The 19,302-nt window shown below is 60.6% G+C and carries 10 protein-coding genes; 4 read left to right on the top strand and 6 right to left on the bottom strand.

From position 1 onward, the window contains the following. Nucleotides 1–59 precede the first annotated feature (59 nt). Nucleotides 60–1,529 carry a lipid II flippase MurJ gene (locus JQR87_RS10375; RefSeq protein ID WP_407297446.1) on the bottom strand — a complete coding sequence of 490 codons (1,470 nt, stop codon included), beginning with the start codon at nucleotides 1,527–1,529 and terminating at the stop codon, nucleotides 60–62. A 284-nt stretch (nucleotides 1,530–1,813) separates the two neighbouring features. Between JQR87_RS10375 and JQR87_RS10370 the strand changes: the two genes are divergently transcribed. Genes JQR87_RS10370 through JQR87_RS10355 form a run of 4 tightly spaced genes read left to right on the top strand, consistent with a single transcriptional unit; the run spans nucleotide 1,814 to nucleotide 10,776 of the window. After that, nucleotides 1,814–3,082, top strand: a complete 1,269-nt coding sequence (locus JQR87_RS10370) for an MdtA/MuxA family multidrug efflux RND transporter periplasmic adaptor subunit (RefSeq protein WP_407297448.1) — start codon at nucleotides 1,814–1,816, stop codon at nucleotides 3,080–3,082. Beyond that, nucleotides 3,079–6,159 (top strand): MdtB/MuxB family multidrug efflux RND transporter permease subunit, encoded by a 3,081-nt coding sequence (locus JQR87_RS10365; protein WP_407297450.1) that lies wholly within the window; start codon nucleotides 3,079–3,081, stop codon nucleotides 6,157–6,159. Before JQR87_RS10370 ends, JQR87_RS10365 begins: the two co-directional genes overlap by 4 nt. Before the next feature lie 43 nt (nucleotides 6,160–6,202). Continuing rightward, nucleotides 6,203–9,307: an efflux RND transporter permease subunit gene (locus tag JQR87_RS10360; protein WP_407297452.1), complete on the top strand. Its 3,105-nt coding sequence runs from the start codon at nucleotides 6,203–6,205 to the stop codon at nucleotides 9,305–9,307. Beyond that, the gene (locus JQR87_RS10355) at nucleotides 9,304–10,776 is read left to right on the top strand and encodes an efflux transporter outer membrane subunit (RefSeq protein ID WP_407297454.1); all 1,473 of its coding nucleotides are present in this window, start codon (nucleotides 9,304–9,306) and stop codon (nucleotides 10,774–10,776) included. The genes JQR87_RS10360 and JQR87_RS10355 overlap by 4 nt, the downstream gene beginning before the upstream one ends. Nucleotides 10,777–10,903: 127 nt before the next feature. Here the strand turns inward: JQR87_RS10355 and JQR87_RS10350 are convergent, their stop codons facing one another. From JQR87_RS10350 to JQR87_RS10330, 5 genes are all read right to left on the bottom strand, one after another. Beyond that, complete coding sequence (locus tag JQR87_RS10350; RefSeq protein WP_407297456.1) at nucleotides 10,904–11,899, bottom strand: TRAP transporter substrate-binding protein; 996 nt, start codon at nucleotides 11,897–11,899, stop codon at nucleotides 10,904–10,906. Between the two features lie 211 nt (nucleotides 11,900–12,110). After that, nucleotides 12,111–13,514: an efflux transporter outer membrane subunit gene (locus JQR87_RS10345; protein WP_407297458.1), complete on the bottom strand. Its 1,404-nt coding sequence runs from the start codon at nucleotides 13,512–13,514 to the stop codon at nucleotides 12,111–12,113. After that, nucleotides 13,511–16,681, bottom strand: a complete 3,171-nt coding sequence (locus tag JQR87_RS10340) for an efflux RND transporter permease subunit (RefSeq protein WP_407297460.1) — start codon at nucleotides 16,679–16,681, stop codon at nucleotides 13,511–13,513. The genes JQR87_RS10345 and JQR87_RS10340 overlap by 4 nt, the downstream gene beginning before the upstream one ends. A 94-nt stretch (nucleotides 16,682–16,775) precedes the next feature. Next, a complete protein-coding gene (gene mexE, locus JQR87_RS10335; protein WP_407297462.1) occupies nucleotides 16,776–18,005 on the bottom strand; it encodes a multidrug efflux RND transporter periplasmic adaptor subunit MexE in 1,230 nt (409 codons plus the stop codon). Between the two features lie 282 nt (nucleotides 18,006–18,287). Further along, entirely contained in the window at nucleotides 18,288–19,226 is a 939-nt protein-coding gene (locus tag JQR87_RS10330; RefSeq protein WP_407297464.1) for a LysR family transcriptional regulator, read from the bottom strand. Nucleotides 19,227–19,302 lie beyond the last annotated feature (76 nt).

Raw genomic sequence — 19,302 nt, 5'->3', positions numbered from 1 at the left:
GTCTCGACTCGCTCAGCCCAAAAGGGTGTGATGAATCCCGGCTTTGGCCGCTCGGTTTGTCAGGTCTTGTTCATGGACCAATAGGCCGGCTTGAACAGATCCCGTTCACCGAGCACCACTACGCCCACCGCAAAGGCGCAAAGCACAAGGGCGATATACAGGCACAGCTGGAGCAAGCCATGGGGTGCAGGTAGCCACTGTAGGGCTATCGCGATTGCCGCGGCGGTGGCAACCCAGCGTAGAAGAACGGCAGGGGCCAGGCCTGCGGGCGAGGCACGATAGACGTACAGCCCCATGAACACGGCCTGCAACGTTGCGCCGCTCGAGAATGCGAATGCCAGCCCGTCTGCGCCATAGGTTCGATACAGCAACGCGTCGAGACTGACGGTCATAGCCGAACTGATCAACGTGATGACGAGAAACAGCCGCGCCTGGTGCTGGGCGAGGAGGGCCCGTCCCCACAGCAGAGCCAGCCCCATTGCAGGAAGGCCGAGGGCGTACAGGACGACCAGCGATGCTGTGGCGTCGGTCTGCGCTGCGCCGAACTGACCGCGTTCCAGCAACACCGAGACCACGGTTTCCGGAAACGAACAAAGCACTACGGTGGCCGGAACCAGGAATAGCAGGGTTGCCAGCAGGCCTTTGCGAACCACGGTGGCATGGCCGCCGAGATCGTTCTGAGTCCAACTCGATACGAAACGGGGGAACAACACCGAGAGCACTGACATGGCGTACAGGGTGAGCGGAATGGTCACGATGCGGAACGCAAACGACAGCATGGTAATGCTGCCTTCATCGAGATAGGAAGCAAAAATCCGTTCGGCCAGGATGCAGCCTTGCTGAGCGCCCGCAGCGAGCAGTACCGGAGCGAACGCCAGACCGAACCCGCCACTGTGCTCGTCGGTATCGACCTGATGAGCCTCGCCCCGCAGATAGGCGAGGCGCCGGTGTTGAACCAATATCAGCGCAAGCTGGGGAAGCAGCATGCCGATAAAAATGACCATGCCGGTGGGTTGAAACAGCAGGATCCCGACGATGGCCCCTGCGTTGAGCAATACGGTGCGGGTCATCGGCAGGATGAATACCTCATCCATGTTGAGCAGCGCCCCCTGGCAATACAGAACGGCCTGCACAGCGACCAGTGCCGCGCCAAAGCAGAAAACGATCTGACCGGCGTTGACCTGCGCATCGGTCCAGCCCGGCGCAAGCACATGCAGGAACCAGTAGCTGCCGACGATAGCAATGGCGCTGACCGCCGTGCCTGCCAGCATGACACGCCAGTAAAGCCAGCGGCTGACCGTTTCGAAAAGTGCTTCCGACTGGCTACGCAATCTCTGCAGATACGGAATCATGGCGTCGCGCAACGCAAGGCCAAGGAAGTTCTCGAAGAACATCGGCAGGATCAGTGCGACGAAGATGAGGTCTGCTTCCCAGCTGAGGCCGAATGCGTTGGCGATGAACAAGTCGCGCAGGAAACCGAGCAGGAAGCTGGCGACAGTCAACGCCAGGATGACCAGTGATGCATTCATTCCATGATCCTGTACAGGCGCGGTAAAGCTGGCCTGAATGAAGCGGCGTCGCGCATCGGTGTGGAGTCGATCGCCCGGAACAGTCCGTAAAATTCATTCGCCCGTAGCACGGCGAACGTTACATAGACTGAAAGGCTTTAGCATGGTTCCTGCTGGCGAATCGTGAGATCAACGATCCGTAATCGGCGGCGACACGCGTGGATACGTAAAAATGCCGTAAATCCGCTTTGCGAGCGCAGCGTGACTGCTTATGGTTCACGCTCTTTTTCAGGCGAACACAGTTCATGTCCGAAGCAAACTCTTCTTCTGGCGGTTCCGTACGGCGCTGGCTGTTGGTCGGTGTGGTGATTATCGCGATTGCACTGCTGCTCTGGTGGTTGTGGCCAACTGCAGCCGAAACGTCGAAAGCACAAAAGCCGGGCGGTGGTCGTCCCGGATTCGGTGCGTTCAGCGGGCCGACACCTGTGCGTGTCGCAACGGTCGAGCAAGGGCAGTTCGAGGTGTATAGCAAGGCGCTCGGTACCGTTACGCCGCTCAATACCGTGAACGTGCGCAGCCGGGTCGCGGGGGAGCTGGTCGACGTTCATTTTGAAGAAGGGCAGCGGGTCAAGGCGGGTGACCTGCTAGCGGTGATCGATCCGCGTCCTTACGAAGTCGCCTTGCAGCAGGCCGAAGGGACGCTGCAACAGAATCGCGCGTTGTTGCAGAACGCTCAGGTTGATCTGGAACGTTATCGGGGATTGTTCGCCGATGACAGCATTGCCAAGCAGACACTCGATACGCAGCAGGCACTGGTCAACCAATACAAAGGCACCCTGGCGGCCAATCAGGCGGCCGTTAAAGAAGCCAAACTGAACCTGCAGTTCACCCAGATACGCGCCCCAATTGATGGTCGGGCAGGCTTACGCCAGCTCGACAAAGGCAATCTGGTCGCAGCCAACGACACCACACCGCTGGTGGTCATTACGCAAACCCAGCCGATGGCGATCAGTTTCACCTTGCCCGAAGGTGAGTTGCCGCCGGTCCTCTCGCGGTTCCGTAATGGCGACCAGCTGGCGGTTCAAGCCTGGGACCGGGGTGAGCGGATGCTGTTGGGTGAAGGCGTACTGCAGAGCCTCGATAATCAGATTGACGCCACCACCGGCACCCTCAAACTCAAGGCGCGGTTCGATAACGAGCAAGAGCTGCTGTTGCCCAACCAGTTCGTCAACGTTCGCTTGCGTGTAGAAACGCTGGAAGACGCGGTGCTGATCCCGGCAGCGGCGCTGCAGTTCGGCTCGAAAGGCAACTTTGCTTACGTGGTCGGTGACGATTCCAAGGTCGAGCTGCGCACGCTCGAGGTTGGGCCTAGCAACGGTGAATCGACTGTCATCGCCAAAGGCCTCAAGGCCGGGGAGCGAATCGTGATGGAGGGCACCGACCGACTGCGTGACGGTGCCCAGGTCGAGGTAGTGGACCGCAAGCAACTGGCGGAACAAGCTGCCGAGCGCCCAACGGTCGAGACGCAGCAGCGTTCCGAGCAAGCCGCCGGATCTGAGCGCCCGGCACGATGAACATCTCGCGGCTGTTCATCCTGCGACCGGTGGCGACCACGCTGACCATGATCGCGATTTTGATAGCGGGTCTGATTGCCTATCGCATGCTGCCCGTGGCCGCGTTACCGCAGGTCGATTACCCGACCATCCGCGTGATGACGCTCTATCCAGGCGCCAGCCCAGAGGTCATGACTAGCGCTGTTACCGCCCCGCTGGAGCGGCAGTTCGGACAGATGCCCGGCCTCACGCAAATGTCGTCTACCAGCTCCGGTGGCGCCTCGGTGATTACCCTGCGCTTCTCGCTGGACGTCGAATTGGACGTTGCCGAGCAGGAGGTCCAGGCTGCTATCAACGCCGGTAGCAATCTGCTTCCCAACGATCTTCCCGCACCACCGGTGTACAACAAGGTCAATCCGGCCGACACCCCGGTCATGACCCTGGCGATCACGTCAGAAAGTCTTGCGCTGCCGGAGCTGCACGATCTGGTTGATACGCGGATGGCGCAGAAGCTTGCGCAGATCAGCGGTGTCGGCATGGTCAGCATTGCCGGTGGGCAACGTCCCGCCGTGCGTATCCGGGTGAATCCCGAGGCGCTGGCGTCTTATGGGCTGTCGCTCGCTGATGTCCGTTCACTGGTAACCAGTTCCAACGTCAACCAGCCCAAGGGTAACTTTGACGGCCCGACACGAGTCTCGATGCTCGACGCCAATGATCAGCTCAAGACACCCGAAGAATACGCCGAACTGATCCTGACCTATAACGATGGCGCTGCGCTTCGGCTCAAGGATGTCGCTGACATTGTCGATGGCGCCGAGAACGAACGCCTTGCCGCCTGGGCCAACCAGAGCCAGGCCGTACTCCTGAACATCCAGCGTCAGCCGGGCGCCAACGTGATTGAAGTGGTCGAGCGGATCAAGGCGCTGCTACCCGAAGTCACCGCAAGCATGCCGGCAGGCCTCGACGTGGTTGTGCTGACTGACCGCACCCAGACAATCCGCGCGGCCGTGACGGACGTACAGCACGAGCTGATGCTCGCCACCGTTCTGGTTGTGCTGGTTACGTTCATCTTCTTGAAGAAGTTGTCTGCCACCGTTATCCCGTCGATCGCGGTTCCGCTTTCGCTGGTCGGCACCTTTGCGGTGATGTACCTGGCGGGGTTCTCGCTCAATAACCTGACCCTGATGGCGCTGACCATCGCCACGGGCTTTGTGGTCGATGACGCGATCGTCATGCTCGAGAACATCGCTCGCCATGTGGAAGAGGGCGAGACGCCGCTGCAGGCTGCACTGAAAGGCGCAAGGCAGATCGGTTTCACGCTCATTTCGCTGACCTTGTCGCTGATTGCGGTACTGATCCCACTGTTGTTCATGCAGGACGTAGTGGGTCGTCTGTTCCGCGAGTTTGCCATTACGCTGGCGGTCGCGATCCTGATCTCACTGGTGGTCTCGCTGACCCTGACCCCAATGATGTGCGCGAAGTTGCTCAAACCCGCCGCGGTGGAAAAGGCCAAGCCGGATTGGGTCGAGCGGCTCATCGGCGGTTATTCCCGCTGGCTGACCTGGGTGCTGGGCCATCAGACTCTCACGTTGCTGGTGGCAGTAGGCACGTTGGGTCTGACGGTGGTGTTGTATCTCGCGGTGCCCAAAGGCTTCTTCCCGGTACAGGACACGGGTGTCATTCAAGGCATCAGCGAAGCACCGCAGTCGATTTCCTTCCGGGCCATGAGCGAACGCCAGCAGTCCTTGTCGCGTGTGATTCTGGCTGATCCAGCGGTGGCCAGCCTGTCGTCCTATATCGGCGTCGACGGTGACAACGTAACGCTTAACAGCGGTCGAATGTTGATCAATCTCAAGCCTCATGGCGAGCGCGATGTCACCGCCAGCCAGGTTATTGATCGCCTGCGGCCCGAGCTGGCAAAACTGCCGGGCATCGAGCTGTACATGCAGCCGGTGCAGGATCTGTCAATCGAGGATCGCGTCAGCCGCACGCAGTTTCAGTTCAGCCTGGAGTCGCCGGACGGCGAGTTGCTTAAGGAATGGACGCCGCGGCTGGTAGCGGCGCTGCGTGAGCGACCGGAGTTGACCGACGTGGCGAGCGACCTGCAAAGCGATGGACTTCAGATCTTCCTGGACATCGACAGAGATGCGGCGGCACGCCTGGGAATTCAGATTTCGGCGATTACCGACGCGCTGTATGACGCATTTGGCCAGCGGCAGATCTCCACCATATTCACTCAAGCCAGCCAGTACCGTGTGGTGCTTGAAGCAGAGGCGGCCAACCGTCTCGGCGCTCAGGCGCTGGAGCAGCTATTCGTACAAAGCGAAGGCGGCACCCCGGTGAGGTTGTCGAGCCTGGCGACCCTGCAACAGCGAAACGCGCCGTTGTTGATCAACCATATCGGCCAGTTTCCGGCGGTCACGCTGTCGTTCAACCTGGCGGATGGGGTCTCGCTTGGCAAGGCGGTAGAGGTCATCGAGGGTGTCCAGGCCGAAATCGGCATGCCGGCGGGCATTCAGAGCCAATTCCAAGGCGCAGCCGAAGCCTTCCGTGCGTCGTTGTCGAGCACGTTGCTGCTGATTCTCGCTGCGGTGGTGACCATGTACATCGTGCTCGGCGTGCTCTATGAGAGCTATATCCATCCGATCACGATTCTATCGACCCTGCCTTCGGCGGCTGTCGGTGCCTTGCTGGCGTTGCTGCTGACGGGTAACGACCTGGGCCTGATTGCGATCATCGGCATCATTCTGCTGATCGGCATCGTCAAGAAAAACGCCATCATGATGATCGACTTCGCGCTGGAGGCCGAGCGCAATCAAGGCATGAGTCCGCAGGATGCGATCTACCGTGCTGCTTTGCTCCGCTTCAGGCCAATCCTGATGACGACCCTTGCGGCCTTGTTCGGTGCAGTGCCGTTGATGCTGGCTTCAGGCTCTGGAGCAGAGCTTCGGCAGCCACTCGGGCTGGTGCTGGTGGGCGGTTTGCTTCTCAGCCAACTGTTGACATTGTTCACCACGCCCGTGATTTACCTGTTCTTCGATCGCCTGGGTAACCGTTTCGGCCGTAAGGATCTGTCGGTGCAGGAAGCGCATACATGACGCCTGCAGCCAATGGCCGGGAGCGAGTGAGGGATTCGCAGTCATGAATCTTTCCGCGCCTTTTATTGCACGTCCGGTCGCGACCATGCTGCTCAGCCTGGCGATTCTGTTGCTGGGTGGCGTCAGTTTCGGGTTGTTGCCGGTGTCACCACTGCCGAATATGGACTTTCCCGTAATCACGGTGCAGGCCAGCCTGCCCGGTGCCAGCCCGGAAATCATGGCGTCGAGCGTGGCGACGCCACTCGAACGCTCACTTGGCAGTATCGCCGGCGTGAGCCAGATGAGCAGTCGCAGCAGTCAGGGTTCGACGCGGATCATCATTCAGTTCGACCTGGATCGGGATATCAATGGCGCAGCTCGGGACGTACAGGCCGCGATCAACGCTTCGCGCAATCTGCTGCCGAGCGGGATGCGCAGTATGCCCAGCTACCGCAAGGTCAACCCGGCGCAGGCGCCTATCATGGTGCTGTCGCTGACGTCCGATGTGCTCGATAAAGGGCAGCTGTACGATGTGGGCTCTACCATCCTGGCGCAGAAACTGTCGCAAGTACCTGGTGTGGGCGAGGTCCAGGTTGGCGGCAGTTCGCTGCCAGCGGTCCGGGTTCAACTGCAGCCTAAACAACTCGAACAGTATGGGGTATCCCTCGACGAGGTCCGCCAGACCATCGCGTCAGCGAACGTACGGCGCCCAAAGGGTATAGTCGAGGATGATGCTCGGCACTGGCAGGTTCAGGCTAGCGACCAGCTATACGAAGCTGCCGACTATCTGCCATTGATCATCCGTCAACAGGATGGGGCCGTACTGCGTTTGAGAGACGTAGCGAAGGTCAGTGACGGCGTGCAGGACCGCTACAACGATGGCTTCTTCAATAATGAAAACGCTGTGCTGCTGGTCATCAACCGGCAGGCCGGTGCGAACATCATCGAGACCATTGAAGGCATTCGTAACGAGCTGCCCGCCCTGCAGGCCATCGTGCCAGGTAGCGTCAATGTAGCGGTGGCCATGGATCGCTCACCGGTCATCCGTGCCACGCTGCACGAGGCTGAGCGCACGCTGCTGATCGCGGTGGGGCTGGTGGTGTTGCTGGTGTTCCTGTTTCTCGGGCGGCTGCGCAGCGCGCTGATTCCGGCACTGGCTGTGCCGGTTTCACTGGTCGGCACCTTCGCCGTGATGTACCTGTTCGGCTTCTCGCTCAATGTGCTGTCACTGATGGCCCTGATCCTCGCGGCAGGGTTGGTGGTAGACGATGCCATCGTGGTGCTGGAAAACATCGCTCGGCATATTGATGATGGTGTGCCGCCCATGCGCGCCGCTTACATCGGTACTCGTGAGGTGGGTTTCACGCTGCTGTCCATGAACCTGTCACTGATGGTCGTATTCGTCTCGATCCTGTTCATGGGTGGAATTGTCGAACGGCTGTTTCGCGAGTTCTCCATCACCCTGGCCGCAGCGATCATGGTCTCGTTGCTGGTTTCGCTGACGCTTACACCGATGCTCTGCGCGCGCTGGCTCAAACCCCATCAGCCGGAAGAAGACGGTCGCCTGCACCGCTGGAGCCACGATGCGCACAAGTGGCTGCTGCGCCATTACGACCGCTCGCTCGGCTGGGCGCTGCGCCACCGTCGTATCACCCTGCTTACGCTGCTTGCGACCATCGCGCTAAATGTCGTGCTCTATATCCAGGTGCCGAAGACCTTCCTGCCACAGCAGGACACCGGCCAGCTGACCGGGTTCATCCGCGGCGACGACGGCCTCTCGTTCCAAGTCATGCAGCCGAAGATGGATGCCTACCGCAAGGCGGTGCTTGCCGATCCGGCTGTCGAGAGCGTGGCTGGATTCATCGGAGGGCAGGGCGGCATCAACAATGCCTTCATGATTGTCCGGCTCAAGCCGCTGGATGAGCGCAATATTTCCGCGCAGAAAGTCATCGAACGCATCCGCAGCAATCTTCCGAAGGTGCCAGGCGGGCGGCTGTTCCTGATGGCTGATCAGGACCTACAGTTCGGCGGCGGTCGTCAGAGCAGTTCGTCATATTCCTACAACCTGCTCGCTGGCGATCTGAGCCACCTGCGTACCTGGCTACCGCGCGTTACCCAGGCGCTGATGGAGCTGCCTGAGCTGACCAGCATTGACGCCAACGAAGGCGAGGGCGCCCAACAGATCAGCCTCAAGATCGATCGAGACGCGGCCAAGCGGCTCGGTATCGACATGAGCACCGTCACTACTTTGCTTAACAATGCGTTTAGCCAGCGCCAGATCTCCACCATTTACGAGTCGCTCAACCAGTATCAGGTTGTGATGGAGATCGATCCAGCCTATGCACAGAGCCCGGAGGTTCTGGAGCAGATCAACGTGATCACCAGCGACGGTCGGCGGGTCCCGCTTTCAGCCTTCGCCCGCTACGAGCGCAGCCTCCAGGAAGACCGTGTCAGCCACGACGGCCAATTCGCGGCGGAAAACATCGACTTTGACCTGGCGCCCGGCGTGAGCCTTGAAGAGGCAACTTTGGCCATTGAGCGAGCGGTTGCGGCAATTGGGATGCCAAGCGAGGTACAGGGGCGTCTGGGAGGGACTGGCGACGTGTTCCAATCGACCCAGGCAGGTCAGCCGTTCATGATCCTCGGCGCTTTGGTGCTGGTCTATATCGTACTGGGGATACTCTACGAGAGTTACATCCACCCGCTGACCATCCTTTCGACCTTGCCGTCGGCAGGTGTCGGGGCGTTGCTGGCGATCATCCTGATGCGCGAACAGTTCAGTCTGATCTCGCTGCTCGGTCTGTTCCTGCTGATCGGGGTGGTCAAGAAAAACGCAATCCTGATGATTGATCTGGCCTTGCAGTTCGAGCGCAACGACCAGCTGTCGCCAGCTGAATCGATTCGCAGGGCTTGCCTGCTGCGCTTCCGCCCCATCCTGATGACGACCATGGCTGCCATCCTGGGTGCATTGCCCCTGCTGATGGGCGGCGCGGAAGGCTCGGAAATGCGTCAACCGCTGGGCCTGACCATTATCGGTGGCTTGATACTCAGCCAGATTCTGACGCTCTACACCACGCCCGTGGTCTACCTGTATCTGGACCGCGCGCGTCATCGTTTCAACAGCTGGCGCGGTGTGCGCACCGACGCTGCACTGGAAAATCCGTTATGAGTCCGTTGTCTCTGAAACATGCTTTACGCCCGCTTGCTGCCTTGTTCGCCGCGATGTCTCTCGGTGCCTGCACGCTGGGGCCCGACTATGAGCGTCCGAATCTTCCAATCGCGGCCGAGTTCAAGCAGGCAGAAGGCTGGAAGGTCGCCAATCCGGCCGATGTGCTGGAACGCGGCGATTGGTGGCGACTGTACGGCGATGCGACCTTGGATGCGTTGGTGGAGCGCTTGAACGTATCCAACCAGAACCTCGCCGCAGCCGAAGCACAATATCGTCAGGCGCGGGCTCTGGTCAGAGGCGCTCGTTCCCAGCTCTTCCCGGTCGTGGGCGGTAGCAGTGGCGTGACTCGCGCCGCGCAGGGCGGCTCGACCGGATCATCGGTACAGAGCGGGAGCGCCAGTGGAATCGGCGAGAGTTACAGTGTTGGCGTCGATGCGTCCTGGGAGTTAGACCTGTGGGGCCGTCTGCGACGAAATCTGGAAGCCAGCCGGGCAACCATGCAGGCCAGCGCGGCCGACGTCGCAGCGGTACGCCTGAGTCTGCAGTCCGAGCTCGTCCAGACCTACCTGCGGTTACGGATAATCGACGAGCAGCAGCGACTATTGAATCAATCGGTCGAAGCGTTCGCTCGCTCGCTGCGCCTGACGGAAAACCAATACCGGGCGGGCATCGTGCCGAAGTCCGATGTAACGCAGGCGCTGACACAACTGAGAAGCACCGAAGCCCAGGCTGTCGACCTGCAATGGCAGCGTGCGCAACTGGAACACGCCATCGCCGTACTGGTTGGTATACCGCCCTCAGAACTGGACATCGTTGAGCGTGAGGGGATTCCGGCGCTACCGGTCGTGCCGTTGGCGCTGCCTTCCCAACTGCTGGAGCGCCGCCCGGACGTGGCATCCGCAGAGCGACAGGTCATCGCAGCGAATGCGCAAATCGGCATAGCCGAAGCTGCGTGGTATCCGGACCTGACCTTGTCTGCGACTGGCGGCTATCGAAACACCAGCTTCAATGACTTGATCAGCTTGCCGAACCGCTTCTGGTCGTTGGGGCCGCAACTGGCCGTCACGTTGCTCGATTTCGGCGGTCGTCGTGCCGATCTCGAAGCGGCCGAAGCCAACTATGACCAGACAGTCGCCAACTACCGCCAGACCGTGCTCGACAGTTTCCGTGAGGTCGAAGACAACCTGGTGCAGCTGCGGGTGCTCGCCGCCGAAGCGGTGGTCCAACGGCAAGCGCTGGAGGCGGCGCAGGAGTCACTGCGACTGATCGAGAACCAGTATCGCGCCGGCATGATTGACTATTTGAACGTCGCCACGGTCCAGACCAGCGCATTGAACAACGAGCGTACCTATCTGGCTCTTCTGGGCGATCAACTTTCCGCTAGCGTTCAGCTCATCGCAGCGTTAGGCGGCGGTTGGGAGGAGTCGCAGCTGGACTTCGAGCCCATCCTCGAGGCGCCTGACCGCTGAGATCCGTTCACACTCATGCGCCCGTTAGCCAGCGTTGCGCATTGAGCGGCAGCTGAAGTAAGGAAGTCACTGGGCTTTGCGAAGGAATAAACCGCGGCATTGGCTGCCGCGGTTTTGGTGATGCGAGTCAGTTGCGCTGCTTGCGATTGACCGTTTGCGCCGCCTTGATGATATCGGCGCCGATTACCGGTTCGAACTCTTGCCAAACCGGACGCATGGCTTCACGCCAGGCTGCGCGTTGCTCCGGGGTCAGTTCGATGATCTCGGACGTGCCGGCCTTCCGGATGCGTTCGCGGTCTGCCGCATTGGCTTCGTCTGCGGCGCGGTTAACCTCATAGGTCACCTCGTCGATGATGCCTTCTAACTCGGTGCGAATCTGATGCGGAATGGAGAACCAGAACGTGGTGTTACTTACCAGGATATAGTCCAGAACTCCATGATTCGACTCGGTGATGAACGGCTGAACGGTGTGCATCTTCTTGCTGTAGATATTTGACCAGGGGTTTTCAGCGCCCTGGACCGTTCCGCTTTGCAGCGCACCGAATACGTCGGAGAAGGCGATTTTCTTGGTCGATGCTCCGAGTTGAGCGAACTGTGATTCCAGTACGGCCGACGGTTGGATGCGGAAGCTGAGACCGCTTGCATCGTTCGGCATCCGCAGGGGCTTGGATGACGAAAGCTGCTTCATGCCGTTGTGCCAGTAGGCGAGCCCGGTAATGCCTTGCTTTTCCATGGAAAGCAGCAGCTGTCGACCTTTGGCGCGCTTCTGAAAACGGTTGACCGATTCGAGGTCATCGAAAAGAAAGGGTAGGTCGAATACTTGAAGTTGCTTGGTGTACTTCTCGAACTTGGCCAGCGAGGGTGCCAATAGCTGCACCTCGTTCTTGGCAAGTGCATCAAGCTCATTTGCATCGCCGTACAGCGAGGAGTTGGGGTACACCTCGACGGTTACCTGGCCGGGCAGACGCTCTTCTGCCAGCTTCTTGAACAGCAGGGCACCCTGGCCTTTGGGGGTATCCTCGGCGACGACATGCGAGAACTTGATAACGATCGGCTCAGCTTCGACCGCGGTCGCGGTCAATGCCAGCAGCAGGCCGGCAAGGGTGATGATCGGCTTGACCATGAAAAGGCTCTTTGTTTTTGGTGGGTTGGCATAACATCCGGAGCCGGATGCGATTGAGCTTCAATGAAGCCTTATGCCAAATAAGCCGCACCGTAAAAAGGGCTTTCTCACAGAATTCATAATTGAGGCAGCGAGAGTTGGAGCAGGTCACATTTTGGTGGCTGATGAGGCTGCTCTGCGCCCAAAGTCAGCGGCGCAGAGCAACCCCCGACTAGCTGCTTGTCAGTTGCCAGCCGCCGCCGAGTGCCTTGTAGAGACCCACAACGCCTCGATAGACGTCGACTTCTGCCTGAGCCTGCGCATCTTCGGCTGCCAGCCGTTCACGTTCGGCATCCAGGAGTACCAGAAAGTCCACCGTACCTTCTCGGTAGCGGATCGCGGCTTGCTCCGCTGCTGCGCGACTGGCGCCCGACTGGCGCAGCAGTGCCAGTAGTCTTTCCTGGGCTCGTGAATAGTCGCTGAATGCGTTTTCGGATTCCTCCAATGCGAGCAGCACTTGCTGCTCGTAACTGGCCAATGCCCCTTCTGCGTCCGCTTTTGCACCTCGCAATCTGGCGCGAACGCTGCCCATGTCGAACGCCGCCCAGGTGATACTCGGCGCGACGCCCCAGGCCTGGGCTGCGCTAGAACCGATCTGCGAACCACGCCCTGCGATGAAGCCCAAAAAACCACTCAGGCTCACACGCGGAAACAGATCGGCAGTCGCTACGCCCACATTGGCAGTGGCGGCAGCCAGCTGCCGTTCAGCCGACAGAATGTCAGGTCGCCGACGCAACAGTTCGGTGGGGTCTCCAATTGGCAATGCCTTGGCAATAGCAGGCAAGTCGCGTGGGGCCAGATCGACACTGAGCCTATCGGCGCGCTGGCCTAGGAGGGTCGCGATGCGATTGGTTGCTCGAGTCTGCTGCGCCTGCAACTGTGGCAAGCTGGCCTCGGTCGCCGCCAGCCGCGCATCGGCGCGCAGCACATCGAGCTCACTACCCACGCCAGCGTCGCGTAACTGCTCGGTCAGCCGATGTGAGTTGCGCTGGTTTTCGAGATTTTCCCTCGCGATGCGTTCACGCAATTGCGCGCCGCGCAGCTGGCCGTAGGCATCGACCAGTTCGGCAATCAGGCTGACCTGGAGCTGGTAGAGCTCAGCTTCTGCGGCTTCGCTCTGTGCTTCGCTCGCTTCGATGCGCCGTTGAACCCGGCCGAACAGGTCGAGCTCCCAGGCCATGTCCAGTCCCAGATCGTAGCGCTCGATGCTGCTGCGCTCCTCGCCGAAGCCAGGTTGCTGAGCCTCGCCGTATTCGGCACTGGCCCCAGCGGTCACGGTCGGGAAGCGATCGTTGGCCACATCATCCCGAATCGAGCGAGCGGCGCGGAGCCGGGCGAATGCGATGCGCAGTTCGCGGTTTTCTGCCAGCGCTTGCCCCACCAGTGCGTCGAGCGTCGGATCGTCGAACTGACGCCACCAGGCCGCCTGGAAACGTGACTGATCGAAGCCAGCCGTCGCAGCACGTTCGATCTCTACGGGAGCAACCTCAGGCGTGCGGTAGTCCGGCCCTACTGCGCAGGCGCTCAGGGCAAGAGCGGCTGTAAGCAGTAGCGGGGTAGATATGACAGCCTTCATGCGTGCGCCTCCTCAAGTACTGCTTTGTTCTCAGCGCGCCGTTCGACATAGGCACGAATCACCAGATAGAACACGGGCGTCAGCAACAGCCCGAAAAAGGTAACACCGAGCATGCCGCTGAACACCGCGACGCCCATGGCGTGCCGCATCTCAGCGCCGGCCCCGGTGGAGAGCACCAGCGGCACCACACCCATGATGAACGCGAAGCTGGTCATCAAGATCGGACGCAGCCGCAGGCGGCAGGCCTCAAGTACCGCGGACAACCGATCCATGCCTTCTTCCTGTTTGTCCTTGGCGAACTCGACGATAAGGATCGCGTTCTTGCATGCCAGGCCGACGAGCACGATGAGGCCGATCTGGGTAAACACGTTGTTGTCGCCGCCAGACAGGATTACCCCGGTGATGGCCGACAGCAGCGTCATCGGCACGATCAGGATCACCGCCAGCGGCAGGCTCCAGCTCTCGTACTGCGCCGCCAGTACCAAGAAGGCCAGCAGCACGCAGAGCGGGAACACAAACATCGCGGTGTTACCAGCCAGGATCTGCTGATAGGTCAGCTCGGTCCATTCGAAGCTCATGCCGTTCGGTAGCTCGGCTTGCAGCAGCCGCTCCATAGCCGCTTCGGCCTGGCCGGAACTGTAGCCAGGTGCCGCCGCGCCGTTGATTTCAGCGGTCAGGAAACCGTTGTAGTGCATCACGCGATCCGGGCCGGAACTGTCACTGACCTTGACGAAGGTTGAGAGCGGCACCATCTCGCCGCGGTTGTTGCGCACCTTCAGCTGACCGATCTGGTCGGGTGTCAGGCGAAACTTCTGTTCGGCCTGTACATTGACCTGATAGGTGCGACCAAAACGGTTGAAGTCGTTGGCATATAACGAGCCAAGGTAGACCTGCATGGTGTCGAAGATCTGATCGATCGCTACGCCGTGGGTCTTGGCTTTCTCCCGGTCGATGTCGGCATCGATCTGCGGCACGTTCACCTGATAGCTGGTGAACAACCCCGCAAGCTCGGGATAGTCCGCGCTCTTGGCGATGACGTTCTGCACCTGCTTGTACAGCTCCTCATAGCCGAGGTTGCCACGGTCCTGCACCTGTACACGGAAACCGCCAATGGTGCCCAGCCCTTGTACCGGCGGTGGCGGGAAGATCGCAATGAAGGCGTCTTGTATCTGGGCGAACTTGCCGTTCAGGTCAGCAGCAATTGCGTTGGCTGACAGTGAGGGGTCCTTGCGCTCATCGAAGGGCTTGAGCGGGGTGAAAACGATCCCGCTGTTCGGGCTGTTGGTGAAGCCATTGATGGAAAGGCCTGGGAACGCCACGGTGTTCTCGACACCGGGGTGGTCGGCAGCGATTTGCGACATGCGCTTGATGACATCCTCGGTGCGATCCAGCGTGGCGGCATCTGGCAGCTGCGCGAAGGCGACCAGGTACTGCTTGTCCTGCGGCGGCACGAAGCCGGTCGGTGTGCTGGCGAAGCCCATATAGCCCAGTCCCACCAGGCCCAGATAGATCACCAGGGCGATGCCGCTGCCACGCAGAATGCGTTTTACCGCGCCGACGTAGCCGTGGCTGGCGCGTTCGAACACCCGGTTGAACGGTGCAAAGAGCCAGCCGCCAAACAGCTTATCCAACAGACGCGAAAAGCCGTCTTTTGGGGCATCGTGGCTGCGCAGCAGTGCGGCCGCCAGCGCTGGTGAGAGCGTCAGGGAGTTGAACGCCGAAATCACCGTCGAGATTGCGATGGTCAGGGCGAACTGTTGATAGAACTGCCCAGTGAGGCCGGAAATGAACGCGGTCGGGATGAATACGGCACAGAGCACAAGCGCCGTCGCAATGATCGGTCCGGTCACTTCCTTCATGGCCTGCTTGGTGGCTTCGACCGGCGACTTTCCGAGGCCGATATTGCGCTCGACGTTTTCCACCACCACGATGGCGTCATCCACCACGATGCCGATTGCCAGCACCAAGCCGAACAGTGACAGCGCGTTGAGCGAGAAACCCAGCATATGCATGACGGCGAAGGTACCGATCAGCGATACCGGCACGGCCGCCAGCGGGATGATCGAAGCACGCCAGGTCTGCAGGAAGAGAATCACCACCAGCACCACGAGCACAATGGCTTCAAGCAGGGTATGCACCACCGCCTCGATGGAGCCGCGCACGAAGATGGTTGGGTCGTAGACGATCTCGTAATCCACACCTTCCGGGAAATCTTTCTTCAGCTCGGCCATGCGTGCACGTACCGAGTCGGAGATTTCAATCGCGTTCGAGCCAGGACGCTGGAAAACCGGAATGGCGACGGCAGGCTGGTTATTGAGCAAGGAACGCAGCGCGTACTGACTGGAGCCCAGTTCGATACGTGCAATATCCCGCAGGCGGGTGATCGAGCCGTCTTCGCCGGCGCGAATGATGATGTTTTCGAATTCTTCCTCGCTGACCAATCGGCCTTGGGTGTTGATCGACAGCTGGAAGTCCGTCGCGCCCGGTGCAGGTGGCGCACCCAGCGAACCTGCTGCAACCTGGCGATTCTGCTCGCGGATCGCATTGACCACGTCGGTCGCGGTGAGGTTGCGTGAAGCGACCTTGTTCGGATCGAGCCAGACGCGCAGAGAATAATTACCCATGCCGAACAGCTGTACGTCGCCAATCCCGTCCAGTCGCGCCAGCTCGTCCTTGACGTTGAGCGCTGCATAGTTGGACAGATAGAGCATGTCGTAGCGCTCGTCCGGCGAGGTCAGGTGCACCACCATCGTCAGGTCGGGCGAGGCTTTGTCCACCGTCACGCCCAGGCGCTGGACTTCGGTCGGCAACGTCGGCTGGGTACGTGTGACGCGGTTTTGCACCTGCACCTGGGCATTGTCCAGGTCAGTGCCCAGCGCAAAGGTGATGGTCAGCGTCAGCATGCCGTCTGCGGTCGCCTGGGACGACATGTAGAGCATGCCTTCGACACCGGTGATGGCCTGTTCGAGTGGCGAGGCTACGGTTTCGCCGATCACTTTCGGGTTGGCACCCGGGAAGCTGGCGCGGACCACGACAGTCGGCGGCACGACCTCGGGATACTCGCTGATCGGCAGTTGGAACAGCGAGATGGCTCCACCGATCAGGATGATCAGTGACAGTACCGCGGCAAAAATCGGCCGCAGGATGAAGAACTGAGAGAAATTCATGACGCACTCCGGGGGAGAGGGTGCGCATGACGCACCCTGACGGAATCGGTGTTGTGGGGCGCCTCGGCGCCGGTCAGCTGGACGCGTGGGCCGTTTAACTGCTCGGCCCGCGCGCCAGGGTGCGATCGACCAGCTGAGGGTTCATTGCGGCTGAAACGGCGCGGCTCTGCTCTTTCAACGCGGCGAGGGTATCTGCATCTGCCATCGGTACATTCTGCGGCTGTACGGCGTTACCTGGCCGAACGCGCTGCAGGCCGTTCACAACAATGGTCTCGCCATTTTTCAGACCGCTACGCACGATGCGCAGGCCCTCCAGCTTCGGACCGAGCTCAATGGAGCGATACTTGACTGTGTCGTCCTTCCCAAGAACCAGGACGAACTTCTTGCCCAGGTCGGTTCCGACCGCGACATCCTTGATTAGGACTGCGTCGTAAGTGGCGCTGCCGACCAGCTTCAGGCGGGCATATAGACCGGGCGTGAAGCGCCCGTCACGGTTATCGAACACGGCGCGACCGCGAATGGTGCCGGTGCGCGGGTCCACCTGGTTGTCGATGAAGTCCATGTGTCCCAGATGTGGATGGCCTTCCTCGCTGGACAGCCCGAGATAAACGGGTGTTTCCTCGCCACGCTCACCGTCGCGGGCAAGCTCGCGGTACTTGAGGTAGGTGCGTTCGTCCGCCTCGAAGTAGGCATAGACCTTGTCGGTCGAAACCACCGTGGTCAGCAAGGCTTCGCCAGTATTTACCAGGTTGCCCGCGGTGATCAACGCGCGACCAACCCGACCATCGATGGGCGCCGTGACGCGGGTGAAGCCGAGGTCCAGCTTGGCCGCATCGAGCTGCGCCTGGATGGCCGCGACGGCCGATTTCGCTTCGCTGGCGGCGCTCGCTCGCGCATCAGCCAGTTCGGCGGAAATGGCGTTGTTGGCGCGCAGGCGTTCACCGCGCTCGGCCTCGCTTGCTGTGCGGCGCTCAGTGGCGCGAGCCTGTTGCAATTCGGCCTGCAAGCGTTTGACCTGGGCCTCGAACGGGCGCGGGTCGATCTGGAAAAGCAGGTCCCCTTTCTTCACCTCCGAGCCTTCCTCGAACGCAACCTTGTCGATGAAGCCCGACACGCGAGGGCGAATTTCAACCGACTCGGGCGCCTCCAGGCGTCCGGTAAGCTCATCCCATTCGGTGACTTGCTGTTCGATGACCTCGGCAACGCTGACGGCGGGCGCCGGCATGGCCGCCTGGGTGGCTTCCGGCGTTTTCCCGCATGCGCCGACAAGGGCTGCAGCAACTGCAACCAATGGGTAACGCAAGGCTTTGAGTGAACGATCCATGCTTGACTCCGCAACTCGTTTTTTTGATGGCGGAAGTGTGGGGGCTGGCCCGCTCAGGCAGAAATCGAACGAGGCGAATGTAAATATCAGCCGCGATGATGTTGCAGCATTTGTCAGTGATGGATGCCTGGTATGAAAAGCGCCGCTGCGCTGGTGCCTGGCCCAGCGGTTCGGGAGTAATGGCGCGGGGCAAGTCAGCGACCCGCAGGGTGACTTCAGGCAACCACACCAACATCAATACCGGGCATCAATGCGGGCGCGCGGAGTGTGGCAGGCAAGCCGTCAGGCTTGATCGGTCTGAGGGTTCAAACTGTCCGGGTCGCCTACAAACATCTGGATACGCGAACGTAGCCAGCGCTCGGCTGGGTCGTTGTCCTGAGCGCCGCTCCAGGCCATGGACAGTTCAAAGTCTTGGCTGGTATCGAACGGCAGTGGCTCGGCACGCACGCCACCGTTAGCCGCGAGCGCGGAGGCCGCATAGTCCGGCACTGTCGCGACCAGGTCGGTCCCGGCCAGCAAACTGCCCAGGCCGTTGAACTGGGGTACGGCCAGCACGACCTTGCGCTTGCAGCCGTGCAAAGCCAGCTCTTCATCAATATAGCCGTTCAGGTCACCAGCAAAGGAAACCATGGCGTGCGGGCGCGAGCAGTAGTCTTCCATGGTCATGCGCCCAGGAATGCTGTCGGCGCGCAGCAGCATCGGTTTGGGCCTGCGCAGGACCTTGCGCTTGGCATTGGCCGGCAACTCCTCGGTGTAGCAGACCCCCACCGAGATCTCGCCCGAGGCAAGCAAGCCGGGCATTAGCAGGTAGTTGGCACGACGCACCACCAGCACCACACCCGGCGCTTCGGCACGAACCCGCCTGAGCAGCTGCGGTAGCAGGGCGAACTCCACCTCGTCTGTCAGACCGATGCGAAACACCAGCTCGCTGGTGGCGGGGTCAAAGGTAGACGCGCGGCTGACCGCGGTGGAGATGGAGTCCAGAGCCGGTGAGAGCAGGCCGGCAATTTCCTGCGCGCGTGCAGTGGGCTCCATGCTGCGACCGGTGCGCACGAACAGCGGGTCATCGAAAAGGGTCCGTAGCCGTGCCAGTGCAGCACTGATCGCAGGTTGCCCCAGAAACAGCTTCTCAGCGGCGCGGGTCACGCTGCGCTCATGCATCAGCGTTTCGAAAACGATGAGAAGGTTCAGGTCCACGCGGCGAAGGTCGTTGCGGTTCATGCCATTCACTTCAAGCTGTGGTCAGACAAAGGCACGGCTGACCTTTTGGAGGGTTGCGGTAGCATTCTAGACAGAT

This window comes from Stutzerimonas stutzeri (genome assembly GCF_051028275.1).
Classification (GTDB): Bacteria; Pseudomonadota; Gammaproteobacteria; order Pseudomonadales; family Pseudomonadaceae; genus Stutzerimonas; species Stutzerimonas stutzeri_AS.
This window is presented reverse-complemented; position numbering and strand designations above follow the sequence as displayed.